This is a genomic window from Paraburkholderia sp. DD10 (genome assembly GCF_049177125.1).
GTDB classification, from domain to species: Bacteria; Pseudomonadota; Gammaproteobacteria; order Burkholderiales; family Burkholderiaceae; genus Paraburkholderia; species Paraburkholderia terricola.
The window spans coordinates 668,234-689,661 of sequence record NZ_CP185392.1 but is presented as its reverse complement, the minus strand read 5'-3'; the positions used below and the strand labels follow the sequence as shown (position 1 = coordinate 689,661).

21 protein-coding genes are annotated in these 21,428 nt (G+C 63.1%); 14 read left to right on the top strand and 7 right to left on the bottom strand.

What is annotated here, in order from left to right; translation table 11 throughout:
* Window positions 1-264 precede the first annotated feature (264 nt).
* From ACOCG7_RS03260 to ACOCG7_RS03225, 8 genes are all read left to right on the top strand, one after another.
* A complete protein-coding gene (locus ACOCG7_RS03260) occupies window positions 265-1,359 on the top strand; it encodes an ABC transporter ATP-binding protein (RefSeq protein ID WP_421376812.1) in 1,095 nt (364 codons plus the stop codon).
* Window positions 1,346-2,470 (top strand): ABC transporter ATP-binding protein, encoded by a 1,125-nt coding sequence (locus ACOCG7_RS03255; protein WP_421376810.1) that lies wholly within the window; start codon window positions 1,346-1,348, stop codon window positions 2,468-2,470. Before ACOCG7_RS03260 ends, ACOCG7_RS03255 begins: the two co-directional genes overlap by 14 nt.
* The gene (locus ACOCG7_RS03250; protein WP_073430830.1) at window positions 2,467-3,381 is read left to right on the top strand and encodes a carbohydrate ABC transporter permease; all 915 of its coding nucleotides are present in this window, start codon (window positions 2,467-2,469) and stop codon (window positions 3,379-3,381) included. The genes ACOCG7_RS03255 and ACOCG7_RS03250 overlap by 4 nt, the downstream gene beginning before the upstream one ends.
* Window positions 3,371-4,183 carry a carbohydrate ABC transporter permease gene (locus ACOCG7_RS03245; protein WP_073430829.1) on the top strand — a complete coding sequence of 271 codons (813 nt, stop codon included), beginning with the start codon at window positions 3,371-3,373 and terminating at the stop codon, window positions 4,181-4,183. The genes ACOCG7_RS03250 and ACOCG7_RS03245 overlap by 11 nt, the downstream gene beginning before the upstream one ends.
* A complete protein-coding gene (locus tag ACOCG7_RS03240; RefSeq protein ID WP_073430828.1) occupies window positions 4,183-4,464 on the top strand; it encodes a DUF2160 domain-containing protein in 282 nt (93 codons plus the stop codon). The genes ACOCG7_RS03245 and ACOCG7_RS03240 overlap by 1 nt, the downstream gene beginning before the upstream one ends.
* Window positions 4,465-4,559: 95 nt before the next feature.
* Window positions 4,560-6,302 (top strand): ABC transporter substrate-binding protein, encoded by a 1,743-nt coding sequence (locus ACOCG7_RS03235; protein WP_083082654.1) that lies wholly within the window; start codon window positions 4,560-4,562, stop codon window positions 6,300-6,302.
* A 603-nt stretch (window positions 6,303-6,905) separates the two neighbouring features.
* Entirely contained in the window at window positions 6,906-8,345 is a 1,440-nt protein-coding gene (locus tag ACOCG7_RS03230; RefSeq protein WP_310125368.1) for a sialidase family protein, read from the top strand.
* Between the two features lie 139 nt (window positions 8,346-8,484).
* Window positions 8,485-8,985, top strand: a complete 501-nt coding sequence (locus ACOCG7_RS03225) for a low affinity iron permease family protein (RefSeq protein WP_421376806.1) — start codon at window positions 8,485-8,487, stop codon at window positions 8,983-8,985.
* Between the two features lie 27 nt (window positions 8,986-9,012).
* Here ACOCG7_RS03225 and ACOCG7_RS03220 read toward each other — a convergent pair whose 3' ends face one another.
* From ACOCG7_RS03220 to ACOCG7_RS03190, 7 genes are all read right to left on the bottom strand, one after another.
* The gene (locus tag ACOCG7_RS03220) at window positions 9,013-9,342 is read right to left on the bottom strand and encodes a hypothetical protein (protein ID WP_073430824.1); all 330 of its coding nucleotides are present in this window, start codon (window positions 9,340-9,342) and stop codon (window positions 9,013-9,015) included.
* Between the two features lie 214 nt (window positions 9,343-9,556).
* A complete protein-coding gene (locus ACOCG7_RS03215) occupies window positions 9,557-10,318 on the bottom strand; it encodes an IclR family transcriptional regulator (protein ID WP_073430823.1) in 762 nt (253 codons plus the stop codon).
* Window positions 10,319-10,348: 30 nt separating this feature from the next.
* Window positions 10,349-11,101, bottom strand: coding sequence for an amino acid ABC transporter ATP-binding protein (locus ACOCG7_RS03210; RefSeq protein WP_421376803.1), 753 nt, complete (start codon window positions 11,099-11,101; stop codon window positions 10,349-10,351).
* Window positions 11,098-11,748 (bottom strand): amino acid ABC transporter permease, encoded by a 651-nt coding sequence (locus ACOCG7_RS03205; RefSeq protein ID WP_083082665.1) that lies wholly within the window; start codon window positions 11,746-11,748, stop codon window positions 11,098-11,100. Before ACOCG7_RS03205 ends, ACOCG7_RS03210 begins: the two co-directional genes overlap by 4 nt.
* Before the next feature lie 22 nt (window positions 11,749-11,770).
* Window positions 11,771-12,487, bottom strand: coding sequence for an amino acid ABC transporter permease (locus tag ACOCG7_RS03200; protein ID WP_154872148.1), 717 nt, complete (start codon window positions 12,485-12,487; stop codon window positions 11,771-11,773).
* Between the two features lie 40 nt (window positions 12,488-12,527).
* Window positions 12,528-13,364 (bottom strand): transporter substrate-binding domain-containing protein, encoded by an 837-nt coding sequence (locus ACOCG7_RS03195; RefSeq protein ID WP_073430819.1) that lies wholly within the window; start codon window positions 13,362-13,364, stop codon window positions 12,528-12,530.
* A 197-nt stretch (window positions 13,365-13,561) separates the two neighbouring features.
* A complete protein-coding gene (locus tag ACOCG7_RS03190; protein ID WP_073430818.1) occupies window positions 13,562-14,488 on the bottom strand; it encodes a LysR family transcriptional regulator in 927 nt (308 codons plus the stop codon).
* Between the two features lie 170 nt (window positions 14,489-14,658).
* On the opposite strand from ACOCG7_RS03190, the gene ACOCG7_RS03185 reads away from it, so the two are divergent.
* The 6 genes from ACOCG7_RS03185 to ACOCG7_RS03160 are packed head-to-tail and all read left to right on the top strand — an operon-like array spanning window position 14,659 to window position 21,396.
* The gene (locus ACOCG7_RS03185) at window positions 14,659-16,185 is read left to right on the top strand and encodes an ABC transporter substrate-binding protein (RefSeq protein ID WP_073430817.1); all 1,527 of its coding nucleotides are present in this window, start codon (window positions 14,659-14,661) and stop codon (window positions 16,183-16,185) included.
* A gap of 57 nt (window positions 16,186-16,242) precedes the next feature.
* A complete protein-coding gene (locus ACOCG7_RS03180) occupies window positions 16,243-17,160 on the top strand; it encodes an ABC transporter permease (RefSeq protein WP_073430816.1) in 918 nt (305 codons plus the stop codon).
* 9 nt (window positions 17,161-17,169) lie between these two features.
* Window positions 17,170-18,075: an ABC transporter permease gene (locus tag ACOCG7_RS03175; RefSeq protein WP_073430815.1), complete on the top strand. Its 906-nt coding sequence runs from the start codon at window positions 17,170-17,172 to the stop codon at window positions 18,073-18,075.
* A 14-nt stretch (window positions 18,076-18,089) separates the two neighbouring features.
* Window positions 18,090-19,079 (top strand): ABC transporter ATP-binding protein, encoded by a 990-nt coding sequence (locus tag ACOCG7_RS03170; protein WP_421376798.1) that lies wholly within the window; start codon window positions 18,090-18,092, stop codon window positions 19,077-19,079.
* Window positions 19,076-19,942, top strand: coding sequence for an ATP-binding cassette domain-containing protein (locus ACOCG7_RS03165; RefSeq protein WP_114163873.1), 867 nt, complete (start codon window positions 19,076-19,078; stop codon window positions 19,940-19,942). The genes ACOCG7_RS03170 and ACOCG7_RS03165 overlap by 4 nt, the downstream gene beginning before the upstream one ends.
* Window positions 19,943-19,971: 29 nt before the next feature.
* Window positions 19,972-21,396 carry a M20 family metallopeptidase gene (locus tag ACOCG7_RS03160; RefSeq protein ID WP_073430812.1) on the top strand — a complete coding sequence of 475 codons (1,425 nt, stop codon included), beginning with the start codon at window positions 19,972-19,974 and terminating at the stop codon, window positions 21,394-21,396.
* Window positions 21,397-21,428: the final 32 nt, after the last annotated feature.

Below are 21,428 nucleotides of genomic sequence, written 5' to 3'. Positions count from 1 at the left end.
CCATTCTGAACATAAGTACCCGCCTCGCATACAGAGCAGCGGCATAAAAAAGCCGGAGACAAATGGATGAGCAACACCACCTCAAGCAAGCGTCCAGCCCGCAACTTTTCGCCTCACGGCGCGCTGAAAGTTCGTTTCGCGCGCCGGGCGCGCAGGCGAATGCCGCCCGCTTGAACGGGCCATGAACGCGACGCCGCCAGCGCGGCTATCTGACGTCCAGCAGCAACCGCAGCACCGAAAAGCGACACAAAAAAGGAGAGCAATTTGGTCTTGGAACTGGAGCGGGTCACCGTCGTTTCGGGCGGGCAGACGCATCTGTACGGCGTCGATCTGAGGCTCGTCCCCGGTGCCATCAACGTGCTGCTCGGGCCGACCCAGGCGGGCAAGACCACGCTGATGCGCGTCATGGCAGGACTCGACAAGCCGGCCACGGGCCGCGTGCTGGCCGACGGCCGGGACGTGACCGGTGTGAGCGTGCGGCAACGCAACCTCGCGATGGTCTATCAGCAGTTCATCAACTATCCGGCGATGACGGTGTTCGACAACATCGCATCGCCGCTCAAACTGCAAAAGACCGCCGCCGACGAAGTGACGCGGCGCGTCAATGAAGTCGCGGCGAGGCTGCATATCGAACATCTGCTGCAACGGCGTCCGGCCGAACTGTCCGGCGGCCAGCAGCAGCGCTGCGCGCTCGCGCGCGCGCTCGTCAAGCGCGCTTCGCTGGTGCTGCTCGATGAACCGCTGGTGAATCTCGACTACAAGCTGCGCGAGGAATTACGCGTGGAACTCGCCACGCTCTTCGCCGACGGCAAGACGACCGTGGTCTACGCGACCACCGAGCCGCTGGAGGCACTGCTGCTCGGCGGCTATACGGCGATCGTCGACAAGGGGCGCGTGTTGCAGCACGGCCCGACGCTCGACGTCTACAACGCGCCCGCCAGCGTCGAAGTGGCCGCCGTTTTCAACGATCCGCCGATGAACATGCTCGTCAGCGATCTGACCGCCCAGGGCACCGCGCGTCTGCCGATCGGCATCGAGGTGCCGGTCAGGCAGGCGGCGAACGGCGCCGGCGCGTGCCGCATCGGCATTCGCCCGGGCCACTTGCGGCTCGCGCCGCGCACGGTGCAATCGGTCGCCGTGCCGTGCCGGCTCGAACTCGCCGAACTGAGCGGTTCCGAAACCTTCCTGCACCTGCATACGCACACCGGCGGCATCGACCTGATCGCGCAGTTGCAGGGCGTGCATCAGATCGAACTCGGCACGCAGCTCGACGTGTTCATCGACCCCGACGAACTGTTCATATTCGGCGCGGACACCAAACTGCTGTCCGGCCCGGAGGCGACTCATGGCGCGCATTGAGTTTCAGAATCTCGCGCACGCTTATGGTGTGAAACCCGGTGTGAAACCCGGCGCGCACCACGGCCCCGCTCCCGCGTCGCTCGAGGATTACGCGTTGCAGCCGATGAGCATGGTCTGGGAAGACGGCGGCGCGTATGCGCTGCTGGGGCCCTCCGGTTGCGGCAAGTCCACGCTGCTGAACATCGTCTCGGGACTCGTCACGCCGTCGGAAGGCAAGGTGCTGTTCGACGGACGCGACGTCACCGCGATGAGCCCGCGCGAGCGCAACATCGCGCAGGTGTTCCAGTTCCCGGTGATCTACGACACGATGAGCGTGTTCGACAACCTCGCGTTTCCGCTGCGCAACCGCAAGATCGCCGCCGCCGAAGTGCGCAAGCGCGTGCATGAAGTCGCGGAAATTCTCGACATGACGCGCGAATTGCCGCGCAAGGCGAACAATCTCTCGGCGGACGCGAAGCAGAAAATTTCACTCGGGCGCGGACTCGTGCGCAAGGACGTCGCGGCGATCCTGTTCGACGAACCGCTCACCGTGATCGATCCGCACATGAAGTGGATCCTGCGCCGTCAGCTCAAGAAGATCCATCAGCAACTCAAGCTCACGCTCATCTACGTCACGCACGATCAGGTCGAAGCGCTCACGTTCGCCGACGAAGTGGTCGTGATGACCAATGGCCGCGTCGTCCAGAAAGGCGGACCGGAAGCGCTGTTCCTGCGGCCCGATCATTCGTTCGTGGGCTATTTCATCGGCAGTCCGGGGATGAATCTGTGCCCGGTCGATCTCGATGCCGATGGCGTGAAGGTCGGCTCGCAGCGCCTGCAACTCGACGCGAACACCCTCGCCACGCTCAAGCATGCGAACGGCACGCTGACGCTCGGTATCCGCCCCGAGTTCGTGCGGCTCGCCGACAGCGGCGAGGCCGGCGCGGTGAAGGCGCAACTGCTGCGCACGCAACAACTCGGCAACTACCAGTTGGTCACCGCGCAATGCGACGGCAATGTGTTCAAGGCGAAGGTGGATCCTCATGTGCAACTGAATGAAGGCTCGCTCTGGCTGCGTCTCGCCGCGCCCGAAACCGTGTTCTTCGCCAACGACGAAAGGATCGCACGATGAACAAGCCCATCAACCAGAAGGCGTGGCTGCTGGTCGTGCCGGTGTTCATCTGCGTCGCGTTCTCCGCGATCCTGCCGCTGATGACCGTGGTCAACTATTCGGTGCAGGACATCATCAGCCCGACGCAGCATGTGTTCGTCGGCACCGAGTGGTTCCGCGCGATCATGAACGACGGCGACTTGCGCGGCGCGCTCGGCCGGCAGATCATCTTTTCCGCGTGCGTGCTGCTGTTCGAGATTCCGCTCGGCGTCGGCCTTGCACTGGCGATGCCGGCCTCGGGCTGGCGCGCGTCGGCGGCGCTCGTCGTGCTCGCCATGCCCTTGCTGATTCCGTGGAACGTGGTCGGCACCATCTGGCAGATTTTCGGCCGCCCGGATATCGGCCTGCTCGGTTACGTGCTCAACGTCTCGGGCATCGAATACAACTACACCGCGAGCCCCACCGCCGCGTGGGTCACCGTGCTCGTGATGGACATCTGGCACTGGACACCGCTCGTCGCCCTGCTCTGCTACGCCGGTTTGCGCGCGATTCCCGACGCGTTCTACCAGGCCGCCGAAATCGACGGCGCGAGCCGCTTCGCCGTGTTCCGCTACATCGAGTTGCCGAAGATGCGCGGCGTGCTGATGATCGCGGTGCTGCTGCGCTTCATGGACAGCTTCATGATCTACACCGAGCCCTTCGTGCTGACCGGCGGCGGCCCCGGCGATTCCACCACGTTCCTGAGCCAGTATCTGACGCAAAAAGCGGTCGGCCAATTCGACCTCGGCCCGGCCGCGGCCTTTTCGCTGATCTATTTCCTGATCATCCTGCTGCTGTGTTTCATCCTTTACAACTGGATGGAGCGCGTCGGCAAGGGCGGCCCCGCCACCACGGGCACCGCGGCCACGACCGGAGACGACCATGCGCAATGACCGCCGCTGGACGCGCACGCTGGTGCTGCTCGTCTACATTCTGTTCGCGCTGATTCCGCTCTACTGGATGCTGTCGATCTCGTTGCGCACCAACGAGGAAACGATGTCGACGTTCGCCATCTGGCCGCATCACGTGACCTTCGAGAACTACAAGGTGATCTTCACCGATCCGTCGTGGTACTGGGGCTACATCAACTCGATCATCTACGTGCTGATGAACACGGTGATGTCGGTGCTGGTCGCGCTGCCCGCCGCGTATGCGTTCTCGCGCTATCGCTTTCTCGGCGACAAGCACATGTTCTTCTGGCTGCTCACCAACCGCATGACGCCGCCCGCCGTGTTCCTGCTGCCGTTCTTCCAGCTCTATTCGAGCGTCGGTTTGATGGACACGTATATCGCCGTCGCGCTCGCTCACATGCTGTTCAACGTGCCGCTCGCGGTGTGGATTCTCGAAGGCTTCATGTCCGGCGTATCGCGTGAAATCGACGAGACCGCTTATATCGACGGCTATACGTTCCCCGCCTTCTTCGTGAAGATTTTCCTGCCGCTGATCAAATCGGGTGTGGGCGTGACGGCGTTTTTCTGCTTCATGTTCAGTTGGGTCGAACTGCTGCTCGCGCGCACGCTCACCACCGTCAACGCGAAACCGATCGCCGCCGTGATGACGCGCACGGTGTCGGCGGCGGGCATGGACTGGGGCGTGCTGTCGGCGGCGGGTGTGCTCACCATCGTGCCGGGCGCGCTGGTGATCTACTTCGTGCGCAACTACATCGCCAAGGGCTTCGCAATGGGGAGAGTGTGATGCTGACGTGGATGTACTGGACGCCCGAGGTGGCGATCTTCTTCGGCTGCGTCGTGCTGATGCTGGCCGGCATGACCGTGTGGGAGCTCCGTTCGCCCACCATCGAACGCAAGGGTTTTCTGCCGATCGCCACCACGCGCGGCGACCGGCTGTTCATTGGCCTTCTCACCGCCGCGTACATCAACCTCGCGTGGATCGGCATCGGCGCCGAAGGCGCGAACGCGTGGCCCGGCTTCGCGGCCTCGATGCTCGTGCTTCTCGCGATCATGTGGAAAGGCTGACGCCGCGGCGCAACTGAAAAAATACCGGCTCCCGTTGATGCCCCGGGCGGGCGCAGGAAGATGATCCAAGGGGTGTGGAGACACAGGAGAAGACCATGCAACAGAGGAGACGGATCGTCGCGCTCGCGGTCGCGGGCATTGTCGCGGGGGCCTTTGCGAACCACGCGGCGCTGGCCGGCATGCCCGAGGCGCAGAAATGGGTCGACAGCGAATTTCAGCCGAGCACGCTGTCGAAGCAGCAGCAGATGGACGAAATGAAGTGGTTCGTCGACACGGCCGCGAAACTGAAATCGCAGGGCGTGAAGGAGATTCACGTGGTGTCGGAAACGATCGACACGCACATGTACGAATCGAAAACGCTGGCCAAGGCGTTCACCGAAATCACCGGCATTCAGGTAAAGCACGACATCATCCAGGAAGGCGACGTCGTCGAAAAACTGCAGACGTCGATGCAATCCGGTCAAAGCATTTACGACGGCTGGATCTCGGATTCGGATCTGATCGGCACGCACTATCGCTATGGCGTGATCGTGCCGCTGTCCGACTACATGGCGGGCGAAGGCAAGCCGTACACGAATCCCGGTCTCGATCTGAAGGATTTCATCGGCACGAGCTTCACGACGGCGCCCGACAAGAAGCTCTATCAGTTGCCCGACCAGCAGTTCGCCAACCTCTACTGGTTCCGCGCCGACTGGTTCGCGCGCAAGGACTTGCAGGACAAGTTCAAGGCGAAATACGGCTACGAACTCGGCGTGCCGGTGAACTGGTCCGCGTATGAGGACATCGCCGACTTCTTCACGAACGAAGTCAAGACGATCGACGGCGAGAAGGTCTATGGGCACATGGACTACGGCAAGAAAGATCCGTCGCTCGGCTGGCGGTTCACCGATGCGTGGCTCTCGATGGCGGGCGAGGCCGACAAAGGCATTCCGAACGGCATGCCGGTCGACGAATGGGGCATTCGCGTGACGCCGGATGGCTGTCATCCGGTCGGGGCATCGGTCTCGCGCGGCGGCGGCACCAACAGCCCGGCCGCCGTCTTCGCGACGACGAAGTACATCGACTGGCTGAAGAAATACGCGCCGCCCGAAGCCTCGGGCATGACGTTCAGCGAAGCGGGCCCGGTGCCGGCGCAAGGCAAGATCGCGCAGCAGATCTTCTGGTACAGCGCGTTCACGGCGTCGATGCTCAAGCCCGGCAACGTGACCAATGCCGACGGTACGCCGAAGTGGCGCATGGCGCCGTCGCCGCACGGTCCGTACTGGAAGGACGGCATGCAGAACGGCTACCAGGACGTCGGCTCGTGGACGTTCTTCAAGTCCACGCCGCCGAACCAGCGCGCCGCCGCGTGGCTGTATGCGCAGTTCGTGACGTCCAAGAGCGTGTCGCTGAAGAAGTCGATCACCGGTCTCACGTTCATTCGCGATTCCGACATTCATAGCGATTACTTCACCAAGAACGCGGACAAGTACGGCGGTTTGATCGAGTTCTACCGCAGCCCGGCGCGGGTCGCGTGGACGCCGACCGGCAACAACGTGCCGGACTATCCGAAGATGGCGCAATTGTGGTGGAAGAACGTCGCGACCGCGGTGGCGGGCGAAAAGACGCCGCAAGCCGCGATGGATAATCTGGCGAAGGAAATGGACCAGGTCATGAGCCGGCTGCAGCGCGCGGGCATGAAGGTGTGCGCGCCGCAGTTGAATGCGGAAAGCGATCCGTCGAAGTGGCTGTCCGATCAGCACGCGCCGTGGAAGAAGCTCGCTAACGAAAAGCCGAAGGGCGAAACGGTGAAGTACGAGCAGTTGCTGTCCGCGTGGAAGGCGGGCAAGGTGCGGTAACCGCGGCGGTATGGCGGGAAGGTTTGAGGGGGCGGCACTTTGGGTGCCGCCTTTTTTGTTGACTGAGGCGCACGGGCTTATGCTGCACCGCGCGCATTCCCCGCTCGGGCAAACCAGCGTTGTGACGCCACATGTTCCATTCGTTTACTTCGCCTCGTTTCCCATAGCATCTCGCGCGCTCGCGCCGCCCATGCATTTTCATTGTGTGGACACGGGCCGCCAGCGTTGCGCGCCGCAGCGCCGCGCGGCATGTTACAAAAAATCGCTGGCGGCGCGGTTCGTACGACCTAAATTCCTTGTCATTCCCTGATGGTTGTCGTTAGCGCAAATGGACGCCAAGGCGGACGCACGTCCATAGGCCAGCAACGCAGACCGTGTTCGTAACGAAGTCCGTAGCCGACGCGCTGACGGTATCCAGCGCTTGCGGCCCGTAGCATTGAAGCGGCAGTAGAACCGACGAAAAAAATGGCGAACCAGGCGGGCGCTTTCGAGACGTTCATCGCGGGCGTATCAGCCGAGCCGAGCAATGCGAATCTCTCCTTTCAGGCTGCGTGGAAGCTGCCGCTCCAACTGTTATGGGTCGCATATAAAAAGGAGTCTTTCATGCGACGCAACAAGTCTGTTCAGTATCTGGCCGGAATTCCGTTCGCCGTCATGCTGGCGGCCAGCACCACGAGCTGGGCTGCGCCCACGCTTGTTTCGGGCGCCAGTCCGTTTGCAAGCTGCAACATTGGCGGGCCCGGCACGCTCTACGTGAACGCCGAGGTCGAACCGTGGCTGGCCGTGAATCCCACCAATCCTTCCAATCTCATCGGAGTCTGGCAACAGGACCGATGGTCGAACGGCGGCGCGCATGGGCTCGTGGCAGGCTTCTCGTTCGATGGCGGCCTGACGTGGAGGCAGACGCCGCTGCCCTTCAGCGCTTGCGCCAACGGTCTCGGATATGAGCGCGCTTCCGACCCGTGGGTGTCCATCGGTCCGGACGGCACCGCCTACTCCGTGTCCATTTCATTTAACCAGTCCAACAACAGCAATGCGGTGGGCGCGGCCGTTTCCCGGGACGGCGGCCAGAGCTGGGGGAATCTGAGTGTTCTCATCGCCGACAATGAGCCGACACTGCAATTCTTCAACGACAAGGAATCGGTGACGGCGAATCCCATCAAGGCCGGGGTGGCCTATGCGGTCTGGGACCGGCTCGAACTGCCGAACGGCAATCCCTACGCCAACCTGCATACCGCCGCCTTCCGGGGCCCGGCGATGTTCGCCAGGACCGTCGACGGCGGCGTGACCTGGAGTTCACCGTCAGTCATCGTGGACACGCCGGCACGCCAGCAGACGATCGGCAATCAGATCGTGGTGAACTCGCAGGACGGCACGCTGTACAACTTCTTCGATCTGATCAGCCCGCCGTTCAGCAAGGCGGCCGGCAAGGTCGCGTTCGTCAGGTCGACCGACGACGGCGCCACATGGAGCAAGCCGCAGATCATCTCGGGTCTGCAAACCGTTTCGGTCACGGACCCCAACACGGGACAGCCGGTACGCACCGGCGACATCATCCCCGAACCGGCGATCGATCCGGCGACAGGGCAACTCTATGTCGTCTGGCAGGACTCGCGTTTCAACGGCGGCCAGTACGACGAGATCGCACTGTCGACGTCGACGGATGGCGGGCGGACGTGGAGCGCACCGATTCGCGTGAACACGCCCTCTGGAAAACCCGCGTTCAATCCGTCGGTTCGCGTCAATTCGGCCGGAACAGTCGCCGTCACGTATTACGATTTCCGCGACCTCGCGGCGGGCAACACGACGACGCTGCCGACCAACTACTGGCAGACCACGTCGACCAACGGCGGCGCCAGTTTCGGCAGTGAGTTGAAGCTGTCCGGTCCGTTCGACATGATGACCGCGCCCGTTGCCGGGGGATTCTTCCTCGGTGACTATTCGGGCCTGGATGCAAGAGGGACGTCGTTCCTCTCGTTCTTCGTTCAAACCAACTCGGGCAACACGTCCAATCGCACGGATGTCTTTTTCGTGGCGCCCTAGTTCCTGTCAGTCTGACGAATCGCCGACCGCCCCCATGCAACTGGGCGGCCGGTGCCTTGCATGAGCGTCGATGGGAAGGAAAGCCACGCCGCCGTCTATGCCATGATCCCGTATATCAAACCGAATAACGGAGATCAGGATGAACGGCAAATGGTTTTCGAGGTTCTCCAGCTACCTTTCGACAATGACTGGACGGCCCACCACTTTTGTCGTCGCCGTTGGGCTGGTGGTCGCCTGGGGATTGACCGGCCCGCTGTTTCGCTTCAGCGACACATGGCAACTGGTGATCAACACATCGACCACGATCGTCACGTTCCTGATGGTGTTCCTCATTCAGAACACGCAGAACCGCGATACGGCCGCCATGCAGATCAAGCTCGACGAACTGATCCGCGCAATGGAAGGCGCGCACAACGCGCTGCTCGATCTCGAGGAACTCGACGAAAAAGATCTACGCCGTTTCCGCAAGCAGTATGAAAAACTGGCCGAGGCCGCGCGCACGGCGCTGAGCGAAGGCGGCACCGACACCGATTCGCCGTTCATCGACAACAGGGATGCCGATGAGCATAAGGATGGCGATGAGCGCCGCGACAACGAGGACCGCGATCGCAAGCCGGGCGCCCCGCCGCCACGCCGCTAGGCGACGCGCCGCGCGTCGCCCGTGCTTCTATGGACAAGCGACATGGTCGCTCTTCGAGCCGACATAGATGCTGTCCACCTTGCATCGGGAAGTGGACTTCGCGCCGTTGACCGTGAAGTGCGCGTCGCCGGGTTGATGACAGCCTTTCGTCACTTCCAGCACGCAGGCCTGTGGACCGTCGATGATCTTCTGAAGCGCCGTGCTCTTGTTCCGCAAATACTCCGTCGCCTCCGACTTCGTGTATTGCGCGACGTTGCTGTTCTCCTGACTGTCCCAACCGTCCTTGAATTGAATCGCCGCGTAGCCGGGCGTGCCGGCGAAAAGCAGTGCAGCGCAAAGAAAGATAAATCTGAGCATGTCGTTCTCCTGGTGGTTGACGCGTCTTTATTGTCTTTTGCGTCGCGGCGCGTTTCCATGGAGCAAACGACATGGGGCGACTACCCATGCCGGGCGACATACTCGTCGATGAAAGGAGAAGATCATGCAAGGTAAGCGGACAAAACTCGGCTCAGACCTGACAGCGGCAGCACTCGGGCAATGCTCCGGGCAAAAGCCCAACGACTCGTGGCCGCTACAACCGCGCATAAGGCTGCGATAACGCCTTGGCGGAACGAATGAGATCTTCCAGCATCGTCGCGCGCTTTTCCGGCGCGGTGTCGCGGCTCGTCATGAAGCAAAGCGCGGCCACGGCCAGGCCCGAGCGGTCGCGAATGGGCGCTGCCATGCAGTAGCGAAACGTGTGCGAGAGCCCTTCGGTGCAGCAGTAACCCAATTCGGCCGCGCGTTCGACGTCGCTGAGAAACGCCTCGAATTCAACGCGCCGGCCATTGTCGAGCACGAAGTCTTCGTCTGGAATCAACGCGCGAATCTCGTTCGCGCGCAGGTGCGCGAGCAATAGGCGGCCCGTTGCGGTCCACGGAATCGGCACCTTCACGCCGATGTCGGAACTGATATTGAACGGCCGAGAACTGTTCTCCGACAACACCACCGTGTACTTGTTGCCTTCGAGCATGCACAGTTGCGCGGTCTCATCGTGATTGCGGACCAGCGCGAGAATCGCCTGATGCGCGCGGCTGATCAGATCGTTGTGCACCGCATAGTCGGACCCGTAGTAATGCATCTCGCGGCCGAAAAACACGCTACCGTCCGCGGCGGTTTCGAGCCATCCCGCTTCCGTCAGAATCGTGACCAGTTCGTAGATGCTCGAACGCGGCGCACCGGTCGCTTCGATCAACTCGCGCATCGTCAGCGGACGCCGCGCGATATGCAACTGCTTGAGTATGCCGACAACGCGGTCGACTCCCCTCGCCCTCGATGATTCAGGTGCAGGCATGCATTCAACTCCGTCGGCGACAGGTTTTCGTTAGTGGTCGAGTACGCGATGCAGGAACTGGCGCGTGCGTTCATTCTGCGGATTCACGAAAATCTGTTCGGGAGCGCCCTGCTCCGCGATCACACCCTTGTCCATGAACACGACGCGATCAGCGGTCTTGCCTGCGAAGCCCATCTCGTGCGTGACGACAACCATCGTCATGCCGTCGCGCGCCAAGCCGCGCATGACCTCGGTGACTTCGCCGACCAGTTCGGGGTCGAGCGCGGACGTGGCTTCGTCGAAGAACATGATGCCGGGCTCGACGGCCAACGCCCTCGCGATCGCCACGCGCTGCTGCTGTCCGCCCGAAAGCTGGCTCGGGTAATGCTCGGCGCGATCGGCGAGACCCACGCGGTCGAGCGCTTCGAGCCCACGCTTGCGCGCGTCCGCCGCGCTCATCTTGCGCGCCTTGATGAGCGCGAGCGTCACGTTGCCGAGCGCGGTCTTGTGCGGAAACAGGTTGAACTGCTGAAACACCATGCCCACGTGGCCGCGAATGTCGCGCGCGCGGCGCGCGTCGTGCAGCGGTACTTCATTGACCCAGACCTCGCCCGCATCGGCGGTTTCGAGACCGCTCATGATGCGCAGCACCGTGCTTTTTCCGGAACCGGACGCGCCGATCAGCACGAGGACTTCTCCTGGGCTAACGCCGAGGTCGATGCTCTTCAGAACCTGCGTGGCGCCGAACGACTTGCTGACGCCGGCAAGTTTGATGATCGGCTTCGACGTAATGACGCTGGTCATGACAACACGCTCCTTCTTCGATCATGGTGGCGCACCCACTGCGATAGCGGAAAGCACACGATGAAATACAGCACGGCGACCAGTCCATAGATTTCAACCGGCTTTCCGACCCGGTCGACGATGGCCTGGCCGCCGTGCATCAACTCCGACATGCCGATCATGCTGACGATCGACGTATCCTTGATGAGCGACAGATACTGGCCGATGAGCGGCGGCATGACGATCTTCCCGGTTTGCGGCAGCGCCACCGAGAAGAACGTTTGCGTCTTGCTGAGGCCGAGAATCTGCGAGACTTCCCATTGGCCCTTGGGGACCGCCTCGATACCCGAGCGGAACACCTCGGCGATATAGGCGCCTTGATAAATGCTCAAACCCAACGCTCCCGCCGCGAACACGTCGATTGCATAGCCGAAATACGACACGCCGAAATAAATCAGCATCAGCGTGATCAGCACGGGCGTGCCGCGAAACAGTTCCGTGTAGAGCCGCGCGATGCGTGGCGTGCCCCACGGCCCGAATGAGCGCAATACCGCCGCGAGCAGTCCGATCAACGTGCCGCCGACAATCGATGCCGCTGAAAGCAGCAACGTCATCAATAATCCTTGCAGCAGGATCGACAGGCTGGTCAACAGCAAGTCGCTAGACATGTTCGATCTCCGGTTGAGGCGCTTACGTGCGGTCGGCTTGCCGCGCGGCGAAGAACAGCCGGCGCGCGCGCTTCTTCATGACGAGCGGCGGATGAAAAATCCGCGCGCCGAGTTGGCCCGCCGCCCATGACAGCACGTTGCTCAGCACCAGATACGCGGCGAGCGTGATAGCGAACGTTTGAATGTAAAGCAGCGTGCGCGCATTGATGACGGTCGCGGTTCCGCTCAACTCCGGCAACGCGATTGCGGACAGCAGCGAGGTGCCGAGCAAAAGCTGGATCAGGTTATTCACGATCGCCGGATAAACGGCGCGGGCCGCCTGCGGCAGCACGACCTCCATGAAAATCTGCGAGCGTTCCAACCCGAGAATCGACGCGGCCTCCAACTGGCCGCGCGGCACCGACTGGATACCCGCGCGAAACACTTCAGCCAGATAAGCGCCGACGTTGACGCCCAGCGCGATCACGCCGGCCGTATAGGCATTAAGCGTGACGCCGAGCGAAGGAAGACCGAAGAACACGATGAAGATTTGCAGCAGCACCGGCGTGTTGCGAATCGCCTCGATATAGACACGCGCGGCCACTCGCAACAACCTGATGCGCGCTGCGCTTGCGAGCGCCGTCAGCAAGCCGAGCAGCATGGCGATGGCGAAGGCGAGCAACGTGACCTGGAGCGTCAGCCACGCGGCGCGAACGAAATCGTTCGAATAACCCGCGAGGGTCACCCATTCATAGCTCATGATTCCTCCGTCTCTCGCGCGGCATTCGGCCCACCGCCGATCAGTATTGCGGATTCAGCGGAAAGCGCGGCTCTGCGCCGAACCACTTCTTGTAGAGTTGCGCGTTCATCTTCGACGCGTTGATCTGGAACAGGAACAGGTTCAGGTAGTTGAGCCAGATCTGATCGCCCGCCTTGACGCCGAATGCGTTGTATTCGAGCGGAACCAGCGCTTCGTCGGTCACGGTCAGGTTCGGATCGAGCGATGCCTGATACGCGAGAAAGTTGTTGTCCTCGATCATCGCGTCGGCCTGGCCCTGCTTCACCGCGAGGATCGCGGCTTGCGAGCTGTCGAATTCCTGGATCTTCACCTTCATGTTCAGCGAGCGCACTTCGTCGCCATTGGTCGAACCCTTGACGGTGGCAATCGTGCGATCCGCCATGTCGTTGACGGACTTGATGCCGCTGCTCTTCTTCACGAGCAGCGCTTCGCTCGCCACCACATACGGATTGGTGAACGCGATTTCCTTCGCCCGTTCCAGATTGCGAGTGAAGTTGCAGAACACCACGTCGACCTTGCTGGTTTGCAGATTCGGAATACGGTTCGCGCTCGTCGTATTCACGACTTCGAGCTTCACGCCCATCTGCTTCGCCAGTTCTTTCGCAAGATCGACGTCGTAGCCATCGGGCTGGCCGTCCTTGTCATAAAAGCCGAACGGCGCAAACGTCAGGCAATCGCCCACTCGCAACGTCCCGCGCTGAAGCACCTGTTTCAGCGTCGAATCGGCCGCGGCCCCAGGCTGATCCGACGGCGCGACCTTCGTGCATCCGGCGAACACCAGCAGACCGGTCACAGCGAACAAACAAGCGAATCTGGCGCTTTCTCTGACAAATCTCATTTTGGGTTCCGCTCGGAAAGAAAGAAGGTCGGCGCGATTAAATCGACGCTGAGGCGCTCATGCGCGCGGCTGTCCGATATACCGGAATGCAATCCGGCACAGCAGATGGAGCGCAGTGTTTCACGGAAAAAAAACCGTTGCAATGGGGTGGACAACGGGTACGCGATGCACGCGCAACGCGTGCGAAGCGCGATGCGCTAACGCGTGCTGTCGGCCTCGGCTTCCGCGAAACGGCCGCGCAGAAACTCCAGAAACAGTTGCACGACCTTCGGCAGCGTGCGGCCGACGAGCGTCTGCAATTCGATGCAGCGCGCGTCCATGCCGAGGTCATGAATCGGGATCACCGCCAGTTCGCCGCGCAGTTGCCGGTGTCGAACCGTGACTTCGCCCGCGATCGAAATGGCGTCCGACGCAAGCGCGAAATTATGGAGCGACACGATGTAGTTGCTCACCACGACGGGCTCGATCACGAGGCGCAACTGGCTCGCGACGATATCGAACACTTGCCGGATCGTCGTGCCGGTGTCGGGCAGTGCCAGCGGATAAGCGCTCACTTGCGACAGCGATACCTGTTCGAAGCGCGCGAGCGGATGACCGCGGCGCATCACCGCCATGACGGGCGCCGCCTGCCGGTGCTCGACCTTGATTTCGCTCTGCGGCGTCCGGCTGAACGTCACGCCGATGTCCGCTTCGCCCTTGCGCACGCGCCGCGTCACCTCGGCCGGCGCGCTCACCAACAGTTGGAAGATCATGCCCGGATACTTTTCGCGGAAGTCCGAGATCACCTGCGGCAAAAACTCGATCGCGAAGCCCTCCGAGGTCGCAACCCGCACCAGGCCGCGCCGCAAGCCTTGCAACGCATCGACATCCTGCACCAGCCGGTCCGCTTCGAGCGCCATGCGAAACGCGTAAGCGGCGAGCATTTCGCCCGCCGCGCTCGCGACCATGCCGCGCGGCCGGCGCTCGAACAGCGGCGTGCCGAGCGCCTGTTCGAGGTTGGCGATCTGGCGGCTGATCGCCGAGCCGGCAACATTCAACCGCGTCGACGCTTCACTGATCGAGCCGCATCGCACGACCTCGAGAAAATAGCGCAGCGAGGTTTCCTGAAGATGGTGATGTTTCATGCCGGTCGTCCCATGCTGCGTGTGCGATGCCGCGTGTGCGATGCCGTTTCGGCAACGGAGATTTATTGTTTCGATAATAGTCGCAACAAAATTCCCCGATTAGTCTTCTCCTGTGATCGCATGACGTGAATCGTCGCGTCGTGGCGGCAACCTCTTCACGGGAGCTTGCAATGAATCGTCGTGCCGAACCCTTGCGCCTCGCGCTGCTCGCTGTTTGCCTGTCGGTTTCGCTGCATGCCCATGCGGGCAAGTCGAACGACACGCTCATTTACGCGTCCGACAGCGAGCCCGAGAACATCTCGCCCTATCACAACAATTTGCGCGAAGGCGTGATCATCGCGCACATGGTGTGGGACACGCTGGTCTACCGCGACCCCGCCACCGGCAGCTACAAGCCGGAACTGGCCACCGCGTGGAAATGGGAATCGCCGACCGCGCTGCTGGTCGATCTGCGCCGCGACGTGTCGTTCCAGAACGGCGACAAGTTCACCGCCGACGACGTCGTCTTCACGCTCAACTACGTGGTCTCGCCCGACTCGAAGGTCGTCACGCGGCAGAACACCGACTGGATCAGGAGCGCCGAGAAAGTCGGCGACTACCAGGTTCGCATCAACCTGAAGGCGCCGTTCCCGGCGGCGCTCGAATATCTCGCCGGCCCCACGCCCATCTATCCCGCAGCCTACTTCAAGAAGGTCGGCCTCGAAGGCTTCAGCAAGGCGCCGATCGGCACGGGCCCGTACAAGATCACCGCCGTCACGCCGGGCGTCGGCGTGACGATGGTGAAGAACCCCGCTTACTTCAAGGGCAGCCCGCTCGGCACGCCGAAGATCGGCACCGTCAAGTTCGTCGTGATTCCCGATCCCGAAACGCGCTCGGCGCAATTGATGACCGGCGCGGTGGACTGGATCTGGCGCGTGCCCGCCGACCAGGCCGATTCGCTCAAGGCGTCGCCGGATCTGACGGTGATCGGCGGCGAGACCATGCGGGTCGGCTATCTGTCGATGGACGCCGCCGGCACCTCCGCGCCGAACTCGCCGTTCAAGGACGCCCGCGTGCGCCAGGCGGTCAACTATGCGATCAACCGCGCCTCGCTCTCGAAGGACCTGGTGCGCGGCGGCAGCCAGCCGGTCTACGCGGCGTGCTTTCGCACGCAGTTCGGCTGCGATACGTCGGGCGTCGTCAAATACGAATACAACCCCGCGAAAGCCCGCGAGTTGCTGAAGGCCGCCGGCTATCCGAACGGCTTCGAAACGGATCTCTATGCGTATCGCGAGCGCGAATACGCGGAGGCGTTGATCGGCGACTTGCGCAAAGTGGGCATCAACGCGCGGCTGCATTATTTGCAGTACGCCGCGTTGCGCACCGCGCAGCGCTCCGGCAAGACGCCGCTGACGTTCCAGGCGTGGGGTTCGTTCTCGGTCAACGATGCGTCAGCCTTCGTGAGCGTCTATTTCAAGGGCGGCCCCGACGACAGCGCGAAAGACGCGACCGTGGCGAAGTGGCTCGATACCGCCGATACGTCGAACGATCCCGCGGTCCGCAAGGCGGATTACGCGCAGGCGCTCAACCGCATCAGCAAGGAAGCGTACTGGGCGCCGCTCTTTTCCTATTCGACGAACTATGCGTTCACGTCGTCGTTGAACTTCAAGGCGTATCCCGACGAGTTGCCGCGCTTTTACGAGGCGAGCTGGAAATAAGCCGCGCGCGCGTTTTGCCGACGCGCTGTTTCGTTACCTCACTTTGCTGGAGCGCTCATGCTTGCCTACGTGCTTCGCCGGCTCGGTCTCGCAATCGCGGTCGCGCTGACCGTGTCGATCGTCAGCTTCGCGCTGCTGCACTTCTCCGGTGACCTGGCGACCGCGATCGCGGGACCGGAAGCGACCGCGGCCCAGGTCGATGCGCTGCGCGTGCAATACGGCCTCGACCGTCCCGTGACCGCGCAATATGTCGACTGGTTGTGGCATGCGGTTCATCTGGACTTCGGCCGCTCGTTCTTCTTCCAGTCGTCGGTGATGGAACTGATCGCCGAGCGCCTGCCGATCACGCTGAAGCTTGGCGGCATCGCGCTGCTGATCGCGGTGCTGGTCGCGATTCCGCTAGGCGTGATCGCGGCGCTCTACCGCGACAGTTGGGTCGATCGCCTCGCGCTGCTGATCGCGGTGATCGGCCAGGCCATGCCGAGCTTCTGGTTCGGCCTCACGCTGATCCTGGTCTTCGCGGTCGGCCTCAAATGGCTGCCGGTGGCGGGCAACGCCAGTTGGCAGCATTTCGTGTTGCCGGCCATCGCGCTCGGCTACTACGCGACGCCCGCGATGATGCGGCTCACGCGCGCCGGCATGCTCGACGTGCTCGGCGCGGACTACATCCGCACCGCGCGCGCCAAGGGTCTGAGCCCGGCTCGCGTCGTGTTCAAGCATGCGCTGCGCAATGCGCTGATTCCGGTGGTCGCGCTCGCCGCCGTGGAACTGGGCTTCATGCTCGGCGGTTCGGTGGTGATCGAATCGGTGTTCTCGCTGCAAGGTCTCGGCCAGCTCGCATGGGACGCCATCGCCCGCAACGACTTTCCGGTCGTGCAGGCCGTCGTGCTGATCATCGCCATGTTCTATATCGCGCTGACCTTTCTCGCCGACGTCGCCAATGCGGCGCTCGACCCTCGCATCCGCACTCGCTAGGAACGGCTCATGGCATCGCATTCCCCCACCTTGCCCGCGCTGCGCGTCGACACCGCGCCGGTGCCGCCGTGGCGCCGCGCGCTGCGCCGTGTGCTCGGCCAGCACGGTCTGACGATCGGCGCGACGCTCCTCGCGATCATCGTCATGGCCGCGCTGTTTGCACCGCTGCTCGCGCCGCACGATCCCTACGGCCAGGATTTGTCGCGCCGTCTGCTGCCGCCGGTGTGGCACGCCAAGGGCAGTTGGCTGCATGCGCTCGGCACCGACAAACTCGGCCGCGATTATCTGAGCCGGCTGCTGTACGGCGCGCGCGTCTCGCTGATGATCGGCGCGGCCGCGGCAGCCATCTCCGGGCTGATCGGCACGACGCTCGGCGTGCTCGCCGGCTATTTCGGCGGCCGCGTCGACGGCCTGATCAGCTACGTCATCACGACGCGGCTCGCGATGCCGGTCGTGCTGGTCGCGCTCGCCATGTCGTCGCTGATCGGCGGTTCGCTCAAGACCGTGATCCTGCTGCTCGGCCTGCTGCTGTGGGACCGCTTCGCGGTCGTATCGCGCTCCGTCACGCAGCAGTTGCGCGACGCCGAATTCATCGCCGCGGCCAAGGCCGTGGGCGCATCCACGTTCTACATCCTGTTGCGCGAACTGCTGCCGAACATCATGAGTGCGCTGATCGTCGTGGCGACGCTCGAAATGGCGCACGCGATCCTGCTCGAAGCCACGCTGTCGTTTCTCGGTCTCGGCGTGCCGCCGCCGATGCCGTCATGGGGGCTGATGATTTCCGAAGGCAAGGCGTACATGTTCTTCCAGCCGTGGGTGATCCTGATTCCGGGCAGCGCGCTCGCGGTGCTGGTCCTCGCCATCAATCTGGTGGGCGACGGCATGCGCGATCTGACGACCCCCGACGGCCGCTAACGAGGAGACAGACGATGGACGTATTGCTCGATGTCAACAACCTGCAAGTCGATCTGCCCACGCCAAACGGCATGCTGCACGCGGTGCGCGGGATCGACTTCCAGATCGAGCGCGGCGAGATGCTGTGTCTCGTCGGCGAATCCGGCTGCGGCAAATCGATGACCTCGCTCGCGCTGATGGGCCTGCTGCCGCGTCGCGCGACGCGGCGCGCGAACCGGCTCGCGTTCGACGGCATCGACTTGCAGACGCTCGACAACCGCGCGATGAGCAAGCTGCGCGGCAACCGCATCGCGATGATCTTCCAGGAGCCGATGACGTCGCTGAATCCGTCGTACACGCTCGGCAACCAGCTTTGCGAAGGACTGCGGCAACACAGCAACGTATCGAGCCGCGAGGCGCGCGACCGCGCTGTCTATCTGCTCGAACGCACGGGCATCGCCAACGCCGCCGAGCGGCTCGGCCAGTATCCGCATCAGCTCTCGGGCGGCCTGCGCCAACGGGTCATGATCGCGATGGCGCTCATGTGCGAACCCGATCTGATCGTCGCCGACGAACCGACCACCGCGCTCGATGTGACCATCCAGGCGCAAATCCTGCGCATGCTGCGCGATTTGCAGCGTGAATTCGGTACCGCCGTGCTGTTCATCACACACGACCTGGGCGTGGTCGCGCGAATCGCCGATCGCGTCGCCGTGATGTACGCGGGACAGGTGGTGGAAACCGCGCCCGTCGCGCAACTTTTCGCGCGGCCGGACCATCCGTACACGCGCGGCCTGCTCAACAGCATTCCCGTGCGCGGCAAGACGGCGCCGGGAAGTCATCTCGATGCGATTCCCGGCGTCGTGCCCTCGCTCGTCGGCGAGATCGACGGCTGCGCGTTTCGCAACCGCTGTTCGCTTGCTCGCGAGGCTTGCGCGCAAACGCAGCCGTTCGTCGAAACAGAGGCCGGTCATCACGCCCGCTGCATGTTGGCCGAAGCGTGCGCCGAGGAGGTGTTGCGATGAATGCCGTCATGCCCTCTCCCGCTGCATCAGCGGGAAACGCTGCGCGAAACGACATCGCGCTCGAGTTGTGCGCGCTCGGCCGCACCTTTGAACTGGGCCGCGGACTGTTTCGCGCGCCGCGCCTGTTCAAGGCCGTGGACGATGTGTCGCTGCGGCTCTATCGCGGCGAGACGCTCGGTCTGGTCGGCGAATCGGGATGCGGCAAGAGCACGCTCGCGAAGATGCTGCTCGGCCTGCTCGCGCCCACCACCGGCAGCGTGTTGATCGACGGCCAGCAGATCGACCCGCGCGCGTCGCTGCAAATGGCGCAAAAGATCCAGCCGATCTTTCAGGACCCGTATTCGTCGCTCAATCCGCGCAAGACCGTCGCGCAGATCGTCGGCCTGCCCTTGCTGCTGCACCGTCGCGGCACACGCGCGAGCCAGGCCGCCGAAGTGAAACGGATGCTCGACCTCGTGGGCATGCCGGAACGCACGCACCGGCAGTACCCGAATCAGTTGTCCGGCGGACAGCGGCAGCGCGTCGCCATTGCCCGCGCGTTGATTTTGCGGCCCGGCATTCTGATTTGCGACGAACCGACTTCCGCGCTCGACGTCTCCGTGCAGGCGCAAATTCTCAACCTGCTGCTCGACCTGAAGGCCGAGTTCGGCTTGAGCTATTTGTTCATCAGCCACGACCTGGGCGTGGTCGAACATCTCGCGGACCGCGTCGCCGTGATGTACCGCGGCAGCATTGTCGAACAGGCGAGCCGCGAAGAAATTTTCGCCAATCCACGCAATCCGTACACGCGGACCCTGCTGTCCTCCGTGCTGACGCCGGAGCCGGGCCTCGGCCTGCCCGAACTGAACCGCGACGCGGCCTGAACACCTACTTTTTCCTGGAGATCGACACGATGAACCGCAGCCACGCCATCGACATGGCTACCTCCTATTTCGACGACGGCCGCTTCATGCACGTACTGGCCGAACGCGTCGCGCTGCATACGGAAAGCCAACTGGCGTCGAGCCGGCCTGCACTCTACGCGTACCTGCATGAGCAGATGGTCCCGGAACTCGAGGCGCTCGGTTTCACCTGGCAGATCGTCGACAACCCGATTCCCGACAAGAGCCCGTTTCTGATCGCCGAAAGAATCGAGGACCCGTCGGCGTTGACCGTGCTGACTTATGGACACGGCGACGTGGTCCCCGGTTACGACGCGCAGTGGCGCGCGGGGCTCGACCCGTGGCGTATCGTCGTGGACGGCGACCGCTGGTATGGACGCGGCACGGCCGACAACAAGGGGCAGCACACGATCAACCTCGCCGCGCTCGCGCAGGTGATCGACGCGCGCGGCGGCCGGCTCGGCTACAACGTCAAGGCGATCATCGAAATGGGCGAGGAAACCGGCTCGCCCGGCCTCGCGAGCGTGTGCGCCGACCATCGCGAGGCGCTTGCGGCGGACCTGTTCATCGCGTCGGATGGTCCGCGCGTGGCGGCGTCGCGGCCGACGATCTTCCTCGGCTCGCGCGGCAATTTCAACTTCACGATGCGGCTGGAATTGCGCGAGGGCGCGCATCATTCGGGCAATTGGGGCGGCCTCCTGCGCAGCCCCGGCATCCGCCTCGCCAACGCGCTCGCCACGATGGTCGACGCGCACGGGCGGATTCTCGTCAAGACGCTGCTGCCGGAATCGCTGCCGCAAAGCGTGCGCGACGCGCTGCGCTCGATCGAGGTCGGCGGCGGTCCGAACGATCCCGAGATCGATCCGAACTGGGGCGAGCCGGGACTCTCGCCCGTCGAGCGGTTGATCGGTTGGAACGCGCTCGAAGTGCTGGCGTTCAAGACCGGCAATCCCGAGTCGCCGGTCAATGCGATTCCGGGCTATGCGTTCGCGCACTGTCAATTGCGCTACGTGGTCGGCAGCGATAGCGAGAACCTGCTGCGGCATATTCGCGAGCACCTGGACATGCACGGCTTCACCGATATCGAGGTCACGACGAGCGGCACGCCGATGCAGGCGACGCGGCTCGATCCCGACGATCCGTGGGTGCGCTGGGGACTCGCTTCGATTCAGGCGACCACAGGGGAAGAGCCGGCGCTCTTGCCTAACCTGGGCGGATCGCTGCCGAACGACGTGTTCGCGGAGATTCTCGGTTTGCCGACGCTGTGGGTGCCGCATTCGTATGCCGCGTGCTCGCAGCATGCGCCGAATGAGCATTTGCTGGGTAGCGTTGCGCGGCAGGCGTTGCAGATCATGGCGGGGTTGTTTTGGGATCTGGGGGAACAGGGGGCGGGAGTTCGCGAGGGAGTGCGGGTGGCGGGGGCGGCGGTGGGTTAGGCGGGGAAGCGGCTGCGATTCATCCAGGGAGT